At 39.3% G+C, this 13311-nt stretch carries 13 protein-coding genes; 5 read left to right on the top strand and 8 right to left on the bottom strand.

All coding sequences use genetic code 11. The annotated features are described in order from the left end of the window. Positions 1 to 118: 118 nt before the first annotated feature. The 7 genes from ACP3VS_RS08160 to ACP3VS_RS08130 all read right to left on the bottom strand — a co-directional run bounded on the left by ACP3VS_RS08160 (position 119) and on the right by ACP3VS_RS08130 (position 7712). Positions 119 to 1321 carry an MFS transporter gene (locus tag ACP3VS_RS08160; RefSeq protein ID WP_012293978.1) on the bottom strand — a complete coding sequence of 401 codons (1203 nt, stop codon included), beginning with the start codon at positions 1319 to 1321 and terminating at the stop codon, positions 119 to 121. Positions 1322 to 1334: 13 nt separating this feature from the next. Then, positions 1335 to 1754, bottom strand: a complete 420-nt coding sequence (locus tag ACP3VS_RS08155) for a MarR family winged helix-turn-helix transcriptional regulator (RefSeq protein ID WP_012293977.1) — start codon at positions 1752 to 1754, stop codon at positions 1335 to 1337. 1102 nt (positions 1755 to 2856) lie between these two features. Next, positions 2857 to 3798 (bottom strand): nuclease-related domain-containing protein, encoded by a 942-nt coding sequence (locus tag ACP3VS_RS08150; RefSeq protein WP_012293976.1) that lies wholly within the window; start codon positions 3796 to 3798, stop codon positions 2857 to 2859. Between the two features lie 157 nt (positions 3799 to 3955). Continuing rightward, positions 3956 to 4963, bottom strand: coding sequence for a FecCD family ABC transporter permease (locus tag ACP3VS_RS08145; protein ID WP_036166445.1), 1008 nt, complete (start codon positions 4961 to 4963; stop codon positions 3956 to 3958). After that, positions 4956 to 5957, bottom strand: a complete 1002-nt coding sequence (locus ACP3VS_RS08140; protein ID WP_012293973.1) for a FecCD family ABC transporter permease — start codon at positions 5955 to 5957, stop codon at positions 4956 to 4958. The genes ACP3VS_RS08145 and ACP3VS_RS08140 overlap by 8 nt, the downstream gene beginning before the upstream one ends. Positions 5958 to 5980: 23 nt before the next feature. Further along, positions 5981 to 6907 (bottom strand): iron-hydroxamate ABC transporter substrate-binding protein, encoded by a 927-nt coding sequence (locus ACP3VS_RS08135; RefSeq protein WP_031419655.1) that lies wholly within the window; start codon positions 6905 to 6907, stop codon positions 5981 to 5983. 16 nt (positions 6908 to 6923) lie between these two features. Beyond that, positions 6924 to 7712 carry an ABC transporter ATP-binding protein gene (locus tag ACP3VS_RS08130; RefSeq protein WP_426388525.1) on the bottom strand — a complete coding sequence of 263 codons (789 nt, stop codon included), beginning with the start codon at positions 7710 to 7712 and terminating at the stop codon, positions 6924 to 6926. A 147-nt stretch (positions 7713 to 7859) separates the two neighbouring features. Here ACP3VS_RS08130 and ACP3VS_RS08125 point away from each other — a divergent pair, with 147 nt between their 5' ends. Next, the gene (locus ACP3VS_RS08125; protein WP_012293971.1) at positions 7860 to 8909 is read left to right on the top strand and encodes an NAD(P)/FAD-dependent oxidoreductase; all 1050 of its coding nucleotides are present in this window, start codon (positions 7860 to 7862) and stop codon (positions 8907 to 8909) included. A 52-nt stretch (positions 8910 to 8961) separates the two neighbouring features. Here the strand turns inward: ACP3VS_RS08125 and ACP3VS_RS08120 are convergent, their stop codons facing one another. Then, on the bottom strand, positions 8962 to 9204 hold the full coding sequence (locus ACP3VS_RS08120) for a hypothetical protein (RefSeq protein ID WP_031419654.1): 243 nt from the start codon (positions 9202 to 9204) through the stop codon (positions 8962 to 8964). Between the two features lie 171 nt (positions 9205 to 9375). On the opposite strand from ACP3VS_RS08120, the gene ACP3VS_RS08115 reads away from it, so the two are divergent. The 4 genes from ACP3VS_RS08115 to ACP3VS_RS08100 all read left to right on the top strand — a co-directional run bounded on the left by ACP3VS_RS08115 (position 9376) and on the right by ACP3VS_RS08100 (position 13082). Beyond that, the gene (locus ACP3VS_RS08115) at positions 9376 to 10083 is read left to right on the top strand and encodes a class I SAM-dependent methyltransferase (protein ID WP_230584373.1); all 708 of its coding nucleotides are present in this window, start codon (positions 9376 to 9378) and stop codon (positions 10081 to 10083) included. A gap of 141 nt (positions 10084 to 10224) precedes the next feature. Next, on the top strand, positions 10225 to 11373 hold the full coding sequence (locus ACP3VS_RS08110) for a DUF418 domain-containing protein (RefSeq protein ID WP_036215600.1): 1149 nt from the start codon (positions 10225 to 10227) through the stop codon (positions 11371 to 11373). Between the two features lie 570 nt (positions 11374 to 11943). Further along, entirely contained in the window at positions 11944 to 12480 is a 537-nt protein-coding gene (locus tag ACP3VS_RS08105; protein ID WP_419185341.1) for a sensor histidine kinase, read from the top strand. After that, on the top strand, positions 12477 to 13082 hold the full coding sequence (locus ACP3VS_RS08100; RefSeq protein WP_031419650.1) for a response regulator transcription factor: 606 nt from the start codon (positions 12477 to 12479) through the stop codon (positions 13080 to 13082). The genes ACP3VS_RS08105 and ACP3VS_RS08100 overlap by 4 nt, the downstream gene beginning before the upstream one ends. Positions 13083 to 13311: the final 229 nt, after the last annotated feature.

The following is a 13311-nucleotide window of genomic DNA, read 5'->3' as shown; positions in this document are numbered from 1 at the left end:
GATTATCATCCTCTAATGCAAGATAATTTTTTTTAAAAAGAAAAAAACGTCATTTTTAAGTTGTTTTTTATAAACAACTAGAAAAAAGACGTTTTTTCCACAATATAATGATTCTAATCTACAAGATTTTTACTTGTTTCATTTTTTCATATTTACCATGTAAGAAATAATAAAGCACAATGGATAATAAAATGACAAAGACCATCGCAAAGAATATGGCACTGTAGCCCGCTGAAGGCACAAATAATCCTAAGAAATAAGGCCCGACACCCAATCCTAAATCATAAAAAATAAAGTAAGTAGATGTCGCAAGTCCTAAACGTTCATTCGGCGTTACCTTAATAGCAACAGCCTGTGCAACAGAGTTGAAGTTACCATAGCCAATACCTATACATGCTGCAGCAATTAAAAAAGCAATGGTTGTTGACGCTGAACTAAATGCATACATACCAATAGCAAAAATCACCAAACATGGATAAATAATAATATTAGCACCTCGTGTATCTAGTAATTTCCCAGTAAATGGGCGTGTAGCTAAAATGACAATAGCATAGATGATGAAAAAGTAACTGCCTGCTGATACTAAATCAAGCTCCTTCGCATAAAACGTCATAAAGGACATAACACCCGAATACGCAAAACCAATTACCAGTGCAACAAAGGCAATCGGTACAGCACGCAATTCAATGAAATTCGTCATCTTAAAGCCAGCCTTCACAGCTGCATCCACTGTCTTCTTCGGCGCATCTGGGACTGTTACGATAAAATACATGAAAAAGCAGATAATAGCTAAAACGGAATCAACAGCAAAAATCATGCGATAATCCTCAAATAGCTGTGTTAATAAAATACCGACAAAAGGTCCAATAGCTGTAGCCAAAATCGCACTTAAGCTATAATAACCAATCCCTTCCCCGCGTCGCTCAGGTGGTAAAATCTGTGCAATAATCGTCCCCGTCGCTGTACTCGCTACTCCAAGGGCAATCCCTTGTATTAAACGATTCAGCATAAGTAACGGTAAATTTCCTGCTATAAAATAGGACATCGTTGACAACATAAATAAAAGTAATCCGCAGAATAATGTTTTCTTGCTTCCCCAATCCCCAATAATACGGCCCGTTCCAAGACGCCCTAATAATGTTCCAATAATAAAAATACTCGATACAAGACCGGCTGTACTTGTAGACGCATTAAAATGTTCCACTGCATAAGCAGCAATCGTAACCATTAATAAATAAAAGATTAACGTAATGGTAAAATTTATGAGAGAGACAATTAAAAAGTCCTTTGTCCATAGTTTCTTTCTTGCTGTTACTTCCACGTTACTCGCTCTCCTATTGATTAATATTCATACAAATTCTTTCAAAAACCTGTGTCGCAATTTCGATATCTTGCTGAGGTACACCTGCCAGTGCATGCTCAAAAAATGGCTTCAAGTGAGCTTTAATCTCCTGCACAAGCTCCTCCCCATACGCCGATAAATACACAAGCTTTTCTCGCTTATCCTTGCCCACCATCGTTTCCACATAGCCTAGCTCCACAAGCTTATGTACAAGCTTCGTCACACTCGGCTTCTCAATAGACATAAAATTCGCGATATCAACAAAGGAATGCGGACCCTTATCCTTTAATAAACGAAGAACTGCCCACTGTGAGCTATATAACTGATACGGTTCAAGTTGCACATTTAGCTTATTAATAAAAGGCCTATACATTAAACGATACTGATTAAAAAACTCCTGCTCAATTGTCACAAGATCACTTCTTCCTTTTATATTAGTTAGCCTAGCTAACTATAAACCTAAAATCTCTATTTGTCTAGTCGGGATATCACATCTATAAAATAAGGGTAATTTGGGTGCATTTGTTATTTTTATATAGCACTTGATTAAGTGGTGAATTTCTTTGGAAGGAGAAGGAGAAATAATGAAAAAGGGTATAATTTCAGGCATGGTATTTATGTCAATTTTATTAGTCGGCTGTAATGGAGAAGAGAAAGGTGGACAAGGAGTAGAAAGCGAGCAGGAGTATCCGTCACTTCTTGCGATTCCCTTATTTTCGCCTCTCCACCCGCGCCTTCCTCATGCGTATCCATCACTTTTCACTCTCTATCCGTCACTTTTTCCATTCTATCCGTCACTTTCCTCACTTTATCCGTCACTCTTTGCGATTCCCTCATTTTCGCCTCTTCACCCGCGCCTTCTTCATGCGTATCCGTCACTTTTCACTCTCTATCCGTCACTTTTTCCGTTCTATCCATCACTTTTCATTGTCTATCCGTCACTCTTTGCGATTCCCTCATTTTCGCCTCTCCACCCGCGCCTTCTTCATGCGTATCCATCACTTTTCACTCTCTATCCGCCACTTTTTCCGTTCTATCCGTCACATTCCTCACTCTATCCGTCACTCTTTGCGATTCCCTCATTTTTGCCTCTCCACCCGCGCCTTCTTCATGCGTATCCATCACTTTTCATTGTCTATCCGTCACTTTTTCCGTTCTATCCGTCACTTTCCTCACTCTATCCGTCACTCTTTGCGATTCCCTTATTTTCGCCTCTCCACCCGCGCCTTCTTCATGCGTATCCATCACTTTTCACTCTCTATCCGTCACTTTTTCCGTTTTATCCGTCACTTTCCTCACTCTATCCGTTACTCTTTGCGATTCCCTCATTTTCGCCTCTCCACCCGAGCCTTCTTCATGCGTATCCATCACTTTTCACTCTCTATCCGTCACTTTTCCTTTTCTATCCGTCACTTTCCTCCCTCTATCCGTCACTCTTGATGTTTCGCTCACTTTGCCTCACTATCTCCCCACAAAAAAACTACAACTCAGTCTGGCTGAATTGTAGTTCGTTTCTATTCCATAATCCAATACTGTCTATGTTTCTTTATTCCGTCTGCTTTTAATGGGAGCTGCTGTAGTAGCTTGTAGGCGACGTTTGGGGAATCGATGGCAAAGAATTCGCGGAAGCTTTTATTGGTGAGCTTTGGACCTACTAATAATCGATAATCTTCGAGGGCTTTTTTCAATGCATCCTGGTCGACCCATTTACAGCGAGGGCAATGCCATTTTTTATAATGGTAGTTCATTGGCTGACCATTCGCACAATGGGGACATAGAACCCCCTTTACCATCTCCTCAAGAGGTACCTTCACCTCTCTTTTTATTGTGCTATGCAGGGACATGAGGTGCATAGCAAATCGAAAGAGGTTTTCATTCTCTACTGGTTGATGCAGGTCGAACCATTTTTGTAAATGTGTACGTAATCCGGTTACATGAAATATTGGCTGTCCATGAAAACCTTCTGATAAAATTCCATTTTTTGTTGCAAGCACGACTGCATGCAAAACAGGCAATTGAAATTTTTCTTGATGTAACAGTTTTTTCATCCATCCTACATGTCGTTCAAGTTGAAGAAATGGATCAGTCATTCCCTCTACCTTGCCTTCTGAGGTCATCCGTGTCAATTGTGCAAAGGAGGTATCATATGAGAGAACGCCTGTTATATTTTTGATTTCTACAATCAGTAAAAAGTGTGGACATAGAAAAATGGTGTCCATTTGGTGAGTAGAGCCGAAGTTATTCATCGTTTGAAAATCATGGAGAAAATAATAGGGGGTAGGAAGGTCTATCTCAAGCCACTCTGCATCTACACGCTGTTCGCCTGCGTGTCCAGCCTTTAAACGTCTTAAGTTTTCATCATAATTCGAGTACTCCTGGTGAGAGTTTGAGAGTCTTCGAACAATGGCTTCTAGTGTCTTCTGTGTTTCCGATATTCGACGTGCTAATAGAATCATTTATTCACCTCCTGTCTTGATTATATAAAAAAAGAACCTCAACAAATGAGGTTCCTAAAAACTTGCCATATCCATTTAGTAAAATAAATCTTTCTTTCATTTCAGTAGTTCAAAAGCCTTTGCTTTCGAGCATCCATTTACTCGTGCTATCACTTTTCTATACACTTTTCCGTAATAAATATAAAAAGTAAGGTGCGCCAATAAAGGCCACAATAATTCCCGCTGGCACTGTTGCAGTAGCAATGGCAACGCGGCCAATCGTATCGGACAGCATTAATAAACTTGCGCCAATGCATAAAGTCAATGGTAAAAAGAATTGGTAGCGTGCTCCGACAAGCTGTTTGGCAATATGAGGTGCCATCAACCCTATAAAGGCAATACCACCTGTTACAGAAACTGCTGCTGCTGCTAGTGCCACAGCGACGATTAATAAGCGTAACCGCTCGCGCCCGATATTCATCCCAAGACCTACGGCTGTTTGCTCCGTCATCGCCAAGACATTTAAGACATTGGATTTATAGAAAATGTACGGAATCCCAAGCACAAGCCAGGGCACTAAAGCCCAGAAAAATGGCCAATCCGTACCCCAAACGCTACCTGCAAGCCATTGGGCAATGAATTGCACATCACTACGCTCTGCTGAGGAGATTAATACCATCATAACCCCAGATAAAGCAGAGGCTACCCCTACCCCAATTAAAATCAATTGAACAGGTTGCACCCCTTTATGGCGTTGATAAGAGAAAAAGTAAATGCAAAGGGCAGTAAAAAGAGCACTACAAAACCCTACAACTGGCAATATATAAGCAAAATGTGGGAGATCGCCATTTACAAGTAAGTAAAAGACTGTAATCCCGACACCTGCTCCCGCATTAATACCAATGATCCCTGGATCTGCTAAATCATTGCGTGTAACCCCTTGTAGGACCGCACCTGCTAAAGCTAACGCCATCCCTGCCGCTGCTAATACCAACATTCTTGGTAAGCGAACTGAGAATAATACGAAGGATTCTTTAAAGCTACCGTTGCCTAACAAGGTTGGTAGAATGCGATCAAACGAAACTGAGGCTGGTCCTAAAGAAATGCCTAGAACAAAAATGAATAACGTGACGACAAGCCAAGTAAAAAGCCATTTTCGTTGTTTTTTGCGACCTTCTTTAAACAAATTGGCGTCCTCCCTTCCTTACTAATAGTAGGAAGAATGGTAGACCAAGAATCGAAACAATCGCTACAACTGGCGTTTCAAATGGTGCATTAATCATGCGACCTGCAAAATCAGCCGTCACCATAAACCAGCCGCCAATAATTGCGCTCATCGGTAAGACAAAACGATAATCCGTTCCTACAAATGCGCGAACAATATGAGGTACCATTAAGCCAACAAATGCTAGATTCCCAACAAGAGCTACGGCAGAGCCTGCTAAAATAACGACAGCAAACATCATAATACCTTTAATCAATGTTGTGTTTTGTCCAACTCCTACCGCAACTTCTTCATTTAAACTTAAAATCGTTAATTGTCGACTAAAAGCAAATGACAATAGGAGACCTATGACAATGACAGGAACAATCAATAACGCCTGCCATGTCGTGCCAATGAATCCGCCACTCGTCCACATCGAAACATCCTTGGAAATTTGAAATAAAATGCCTGTGCCTTCAGCAATCGCCTGTAATAATGCAGTAACTGCTGCACCAGCTAAAACAAGTCTCAATGGTGAGAAACCTTTCTTAGTAGAAGCACCGATCCCATAAACGATTATCATACCAATTCCAGCTCCAATAAAGCAGGCTATAATTAACGTATAATAAGAGAATTTCGGGATAAATGCCATCGTTAAAGCAAGGGCCGCATTTGCCCCTGCTGTTAAACCAAGTAGCCCTGGATCCGCTAATGGATTGCGTGTAACCCCCTGCATAATCGCTCCCGCAACTGCGAGTGCACTGCCAACAAAAATAGCAGCAATGATACGAGGAAATCGAATTTCACGTAAAATCGTGTAATGCTTACCACCACTTTGTCCGACAATTGCTTGATAGACATCTTGAATGCTCGTATTCGCTGCACCTAAGCACAGCGAGATACAAGCCGTGCCGATTAATACGAGCAATGCAAGCAATACCTGAAGCCAAAATGGTAACTGTCGAAACTTTGTCATTTGCCTTCGCTACTCTCTACTAATTATTGTAAAAATTTCTCTTCAAAGAACTTCAGTTGATGTTCTAATGTAATCGGGTCATTGAAATAAAAGGCATTTGCATTCACTTCAAATAAATGACCATTTTTCACTGCTTCTAAGTCTTTAAACCATGCTGCGTCTGTAAATGAATTATCTTGGTCTTGGAACATACTGAAGATCACATAGTCCCCTGCATAATCCCCTAAAACCTCTTGAGAAATAGCATAGTAGCCTGGCTCTAAAGCTGTTTCTTTAACTTTCTCAGGCATTTTTAAGCCCATTTCTTGATATAAAATCTCTGTTCCGCGTCCCCAGTTATCGCCATAAATATAAAATTGTTTATTAAAGTTTTCTGCGACTGTTACAGTTGCATCTTCCCCGATTTTTTCTTTAATTTTTTTACCAGATTCCGCTGCACGTACTTTAAAATCTTCTACCCATGCCGTTGCTTCTTTTTCTTTATTGACCACTTTACCGATTTCAATAAATTGCTGTAAATAGTCTACTTTCCCATACGTAAATAATACAGTTGGAGCGATTTCTGATAATTTATCAGCATTTTCAATACCATTTAAACCAATGATTAAGTCTGGCTCTAGCTCAAGAATTTTTTCGATATCTGTATTTTCTACAACTACTGCATCTTTAATAGCATCTTCAAAGTTCGGATTTTTCGCTGCCCATGCATCTACACCGACAACATCAACATCAAGCTGTAATAAATCCCCTACAAATGAAGATAACACGACTACACGTTTAGGGTTTGCTGGTACTTCAATAGGACCTGCTTCAGATTGATAAGTAATTGTTTCTGCAGAAGTCGCTTCTTTCGAGCCTTCATCAGCCTTTTCTATTTTCTCTTCTTTATTGCCGCACGCTGCAAGTACTAGTACGAGCATCATAAACATTGGTAATAACCACTTCTTCATTGTCTTTCATTCTCCTTTAAACGGTTTGTAATAAGTTATATGTAATGCATATTGGTTTGTTCGTTCGTGGATCTTTGCCAATTACAGCATCAATATTAAACACTTTTTTTAATACTTCTGGAACCATGACTTCCTCCGCAGTTCCAAATTTAACAAGCTCTCCTTGTGACAGCGCCACAATATAATCAGAAAAACGTGCCGCTTGATTTAAATCATGGAGTACCATAACAATCGTGCGCCCTTGTTCTTCATTTAGCTTGTAAAGTAACTCTAAAACCTCTAATTGATGTGCCATGTCTAAATAGGTTGTTGGCTCATCTAAAAATATAATGTCGGTTTCTTGAGCTAAAGACATGGCAATCCACACTCGTTGACGCTGTCCACCTGATAAAGCGTCTACAGATTGCAAGCGGAATTCTTCTGTTTTTGTCACTTGTAAAGCCCAGTCAATGACCTCTTTATCTTTCTGTGATAAATTGCCAAAGCCCTTTTGATAGGGAAATCGACCGTAGGATACAAGCTCTTCCACTGTTAAACCATGTGCACTTTCTGGGCTTTGCGGTAAAATCGCAAGTTCTTTCGCCAATTCCTTCGTGTTCATCTTGGAAATATTTTGACCATCCAGAATGACCTGTCCACTCTCATGCTTTAAAATTCGTGTAATTGCCTTTAATAAGGTAGACTTTCCGCAGCCATTTGAACCAATGATGGTTGTGATTTTGCCATCTGGAATTTGTAGCGATAAGTCATGCACAATCGTTTTATTCTCATAACCAACACGAATCGATTCAACTTCTAAACGCAATTCGGACCCTCTCTTTCATTTTACTTCATTCCATGCTATGATAGGCACTGTTAAAAATGATAATCATTATCACTAAAATTAGTCTAGTTTTATGATAAGATTTTGTCAATTACTTTTTTACTATCAATTAAGGATGTGGCAATAAAAATGCAACATGTGTATGATGTGACAATTATTGGCGGAGGCCCTGCTGGCTTATATAGCGCCTTTTATAGTGGTTTACGAGGATTAAAAACAAAATTAATAGAGAGCCAATCTCAACTTGGTGGAAAAGTATTACTTTATCCTGAAAAGCTTATTTGGGATATAGGAGGCCAGCCCCCTATTTTAGGTGAGAAATTTGTTAAACAATTGATCCAGCAAGCTAAAACATTTGACCCTACTATTCTAACAAACACAAAAGTAGATTTTATTGAACGACAAGAACATCTATTTATTGTACATACGGCAACTGGAGAAAGGCATTATTCAAAAACTGTTCTATTAGCGGTTGGTGGCGGTATTATAAACCCTCAGAAACTAACACTGGAAGGTGCTGAGAAATATGAAATGTCCAATTTACACTATACCGTTCAATCCTATAAACGTTTTGTGAATAGGGATATCCTTATTTCTGGTGGTGGCAATGCGGCCATTGATTGGGCTGTAGAACTGAGCCCCCTTGCTAAAAGTGTGACAGTGGTTTACCGTAAAGATACATTATCAGCGCATGAAGCAACTGTAAAAGAAGCCATTGATGCAGGGGTCCTAATTGAATGTAATACGACGATTACAAAGCTTTTAGCGAATGATGATAAAACCGCTATTCAATTAGTGAGATGTGAAAATTCGAAAACGAAGGAAAGTTACACTCGTCAAATTGACGAGGTTATCATTAGTCATGGCTATAATTGTGAAGCGTCCCTCACGTTTGATGAAGCCATTTCTATTCCTAAAAAGGATGATTATTATTTTGAAGGCAAAGCAACTGGTGAAACAGCACAGCCTGGTATTTTTGCGGCAGGAGATATTTTATCATTTGAAGGAAAAATCAATTTGCTGCTTGGGACATTCCAAGATGCAGCCAACGCGGTCAACTCTATTAAAACTTATTTAGAGCCAACTGCTTATCGCCATGGAATGGTGTCCTCTCATAATGAACTATTTAAAGAGAAAAATCGCTCCATTATCGAAAAAGAACTTGTCCCATCCCATTAGTTCGCAATAGAAACCCTCTTAAAGAAAGCATTCTTAAGAGGGCTTCTTTCTTTTATTTGAATAAACTTAATAGTGCCCCCATCTGTCTTAACATATTTACGCCATTCGTAATCGTTCCAGCATGCCCCATGATTGCATGTAAATGATCTGGCAATCTTCCTAAACCAGGACCTTGAAATTGCCGATTGGGTGGATAGTTAGGTTGCATCGCTCTACCTCGAAATGGAGGACCAAAAGTTCCCATATTGTTTGAAGGATAGACTCCTCTTCTATAATTCGGCTGAAAATGTGGCATTTATACACCTCCTATCTAAAAGCTCTCCCCTAGTATATGTGCATCATCTATGAAGGAATTAGACGTATGAAGAAGTATCAAAAATTATCTATTTAAAAATAGGATTTCTAGCTTTTCATCATATGTAAGGGAACCATACTAGTTTTCTTTTCATACTATATGAAAAAGAAGGTGGTTTTCATTCAAGACTCTAATTATCTCCAATTCCTAGCAAAATTTGGTGTTGGTGGTGCCCATCCTGGTGGCATCAATCTATCAAAGGAAATCCTAAAGAATGAGAGTATTCTGCCAACCTCTCATATTTTAGATGTTGGCTGTGGTACAGGGCAAACAGCTGCCTTTTTGGCTTCTTACTATACAACAAATGTAACGGGTATCGATATTAATCCCATTATGATAGAAAAGGCACGTCACCGCATGAAAAAAGCACGTTTACCAGTCAATATCATTCAAGGCTCGATTGAGGAAACATCACTCCCCAATGGAGCATTTGACTTTGTGCTTGCTGAATCTGTTCTTTCCTTTGTTCATAAACAACGTGCATTGCAAGAGATTTTTCGTTTATTAAAACAAGGTGGGCGCTTGATTGCTATTGAATTTACAATCCCTACGCTTCTTTCCTCACAGCTGGCAGACGATATTCAACAATTTTACGGGTTTGATGCTCTCTTTACGAAAAAGGATTGGGTTGCATTATTTCAAGAGATAGGGTTTCAAGATATTCGCATACAAAAAAATAAGGATATTTCCTCTAAGCCAGAATTCCACATTTCCAAGGAGATTGAATCCACATTGTATGATGTCTTGGATCAGCATATTATGATGAATGAAAAATACGATAATATTTTAGATTATCGCATCTATATCTGTACAAAATAACCATCTAGCCAGCATCCAAAGCGTTGCTGGTTTTTTTGTTATGACACCTGTCATAACGATTCTTTGACTCGTGTGAATAGGTTTTATCCTCCTGTTTTCTTATCATGAATATAAGAAAAACAAAGAAAGAGTGATGGAACTATGCAAACACAACAAAGGCTTCCCTTTATCGATATGCTAAGAGGATTCGCTGTCTTAGGGACCCTCGGAACGAATATTTGGATTTTTGCTTATCTGGGTGATTTATCGTATATTACAACGAGTAATTATACTGGTTGGTGGTCATTCAATGATTTTTTACGAATGTTAGTACTATTTTTTGTAAACGGCAAGTTACTAGGATTATTAACGATTATGTTTGGGGTAGGTTTACAGTTAAAATACCAGCAGGCACTTCGTAGAGGAAATACTTGGCCTGGCGTGTATCTTTGGACCATTGTCTTCTTAGGGGTGGAAGGACTACTTCATTACACACTGGTCATGGAATATGATATTTTAATGAGCTACGCCGTTACGGCATTTATCGTGGCTATTCTCATTAGATTAGGCGACAAAGTCATGACATGGGCTTTCTATCTTTTGGGTAGTTTTCATGTCTTCCTCATTCTTTTTATTTTTGTCGTTACATTGCTTGGGGCTAGCGTTTCCCTAAATGGGATGGAAACTGTCACAGCCATCTATGAAAATGGTACATGGCTGGCGCAAGTACAGCATCGCCTGACAAACTTTTTATTTTATCGAACGGAAGCTATATTTATTATCCCGATGAATGTTTTTTTATTTATCCTTGGGGTCAAATTCATGCGCAACGAGGTTTTTTCACCAACAAGTAAAGGTTATCAAGCTCGACAAAAGCTTTTTACAATCGGTGTATTCATTGGTATTCCATTGAATCTGCTAATTTTTATACCTGGGGGACTTTTTGATTTACCTGTTCGCTATTTATGTGCACCTATTCTATCCATTGGCTATATTGGAATTTTAGGTAAACTGGTAGAATATAAGAAGCTAGATTGGCTTTGGCAACGGTTTGCCAATGTCGGCAAAATGTCATTGAGCTGTTATGTCCTGCAAAACGTGCTGGCGTCTATTATTTTTTACGGCTGGGGGCTTGGCTTAGGCGGGCATGTAAATAGCCTTTTTATTATAAGTATGTGGGTTGCCCTATCTTGTCTACAGCTAGTACTAGCAACATTTTGGCAGCACCAGTTCCGTATTGGCCCGATGGAATGGGTTCGTAAAAAAACGATTCAAGCTCTGACAAAGAATAAGCAACAGAGGATGGTGTAAGCCATAAAAATATATCCCAGAGAACAAGTTAAACACTATTTAATCATCGATGTTGTATCCATAATTGTTTTAATTGCCATGGTATTATGGTCGCATTCTGTACTCCCTTTCACAGCTAAAATCGTTATTTTAGCCTTGTACTTAGTCGCCTTCTATATGGCTTTATGGAATCGAGATTGGAAGCTACTAATTGCCTCACTTGTAGGCTTCCTTCTCATTACCATCCTTGCTATTTACGAGGATATCTTCATGCTTATCTTCGGATTTACCTTTGCCGATTTATTAGGGAGGGCAAAATCAAAATGGCATATTGCTAGCGGAATTCTTGGTATAGCTGCTATGTTTTTAATCATTTTGTGGGCGACCGCAAATTCCCTAGCACTTGTTGACACACAAGTACTAATACCCTTAATGATCATTCAATTAGTATTCCCTGTTCTCATTTATTTTGTAGAAAAGTCGAAAAACCTACAAATTGAATTGGCAGATGTCAATACCCAGCTTGTTCAACAAGAGGAAAGACAGCGCATTGCTAGAGATCTTCATGACACGATTGGTCACACCCTGACGATGATTAAAATCAAAACGGAATTGACCACTAAACTTATCGACCGAGATCCTTCCAGTGTCAAACAAGAATTAAATGACATATTAGCTACAACACGTATAGCCTTAAAGCAAGTACGAGAGCTCGTTTCGGATATGAATTTTGTGTCTCTACAAACAGAGCTACTACACTGCCAGCAGCTCTTACAAAGTGCGAATATTACGACCACTATTAACAATCATTGTCCAAAAATTGTTCTTTCAAGTGTTGAGGAAACCATGTTAGCTTTATGTGTACGTGAGGCTACAACTAATATGCTGAAGCATAGTCAGGCTCAAAACTGCAACATAGAGATTGAATGTCGAAATAGACAATTTACCATTGCCATTCAAGATGATGGGATTGGTTTGGAACAGAAGGGGCTGGGTAATGGCATGAACTCGATGAAAGAAAGAATGCGTGTTCTGCAAGGTTGTGCCCTTTTTGAAGGGGGTACAAGGACAGGCACTCTCGTAATATTCAGCATACCAATTCAAGATGGAAAGGAGCCCTCAACATGATACGAGTTTTACTAGCAGAGGACCAACAAATGTTACGTGGTGCCTTAACATCCCTTTTGTCATTCGAACCAGATATTGAAGTAATAGCTGAAGTTTCAGATGGTCAAAAAGCATGGGACTACATTCAGCAGGAATTACCCGATGTTTGCCTGGTAGATATTGAAATGCCCCATCTGTCAGGATTAGAGCTTGCAGAAAAAATTAAAGAGGCCAACTTGCCCTGTAAAGTGATGATTGTCACTACATTTGCACGCCCAGGCTATTTACAAAAGGCCATGGATTGTGAGGTACATGGCTACTTACTGAAAGATGAACCGATTGATTATTTAATTGCTACTATTCGCAAAATCATGCAAGGTGAAAAGGTGGTCAGTAAAGATTTAGCTGCTACCTTATTTATGAAAGAGCAAAATCCTTTAAATGAGCGAGAAGTTGCCGTGCTACAACTGGTGAAAGAAGGCTTAACCACTCACGAAATCAGTAAACAATTATTTTTAACAAAAGGCACCATTCGTAATTATTTATCAACCTCTATTCAAAAGCTACAAGTAGAATCAAGACAGCAGGCCGCTCAAATTGCTAGTGATAAAGGCTGGCTATAAATCAGAAAAATCTCGCCACCTCTGTGACGAGATTTTTTGATAGGAGAACGTATACTACATAGTTCAATTACAAATTCACCTGTTTATTTACCTTGGAGAACTACATTTGTCGCTATCGCCCAATTATTTAATGGTGTCACCGTATAATTTACATCTGCTTTTAATGTGCCACCATTACCACGAAGTTCCACACTTCTGCCAGCTAATAAATCCGTTTTAGGATTATTAG

Source organism: Lysinibacillus sp. VIII_CA, assembly GCF_049943995.1.
Lineage (GTDB): Bacteria > Bacillota > Bacilli > Bacillales_A > Planococcaceae > Lysinibacillus > Lysinibacillus pinottii.
Note: the sequence above shows the minus strand (reverse complement) of the source record. Positions and strands in the feature narration are given on the sequence as shown.

Coding starts and splice junctions, on each gene's coding strand:
- ACP3VS_RS08150 (WP_012293976.1), bottom strand. CDS start 3,798: ATGATTCTATTAGCACGTCGAATATCGGAAACACAGAAGACACTAGAA.
- ACP3VS_RS08140 (WP_012293973.1), bottom strand. CDS start 5,957: ATGACAAAGTTTCGACAGTTACCATTTTGGCTTCAGGTATTGCTTGCA.
- ACP3VS_RS08135 (WP_031419655.1), bottom strand. CDS start 6,907: ATGAAGAAGTGGTTATTACCAATGTTTATGATGCTCGTACTAGTACTT.
- ACP3VS_RS08125 (WP_012293971.1), top strand. CDS start 7,860: ATGCAACATGTGTATGATGTGACAATTATTGGCGGAGGCCCTGCTGGC.
- ACP3VS_RS08120 (WP_031419654.1), bottom strand. CDS start 9,204: ATGCCACATTTTCAGCCGAATTATAGAAGAGGAGTCTATCCTTCAAAC.
- ACP3VS_RS08110 (WP_036215600.1), top strand. CDS start 10,225: ATGCAAACACAACAAAGGCTTCCCTTTATCGATATGCTAAGAGGATTC.
- ACP3VS_RS08105 (WP_419185341.1), top strand. CDS start 11,944: ATGATTAAAATCAAAACGGAATTGACCACTAAACTTATCGACCGAGAT.
- ACP3VS_RS08100 (WP_031419650.1), top strand. CDS start 12,477: ATGATACGAGTTTTACTAGCAGAGGACCAACAAATGTTACGTGGTGCC.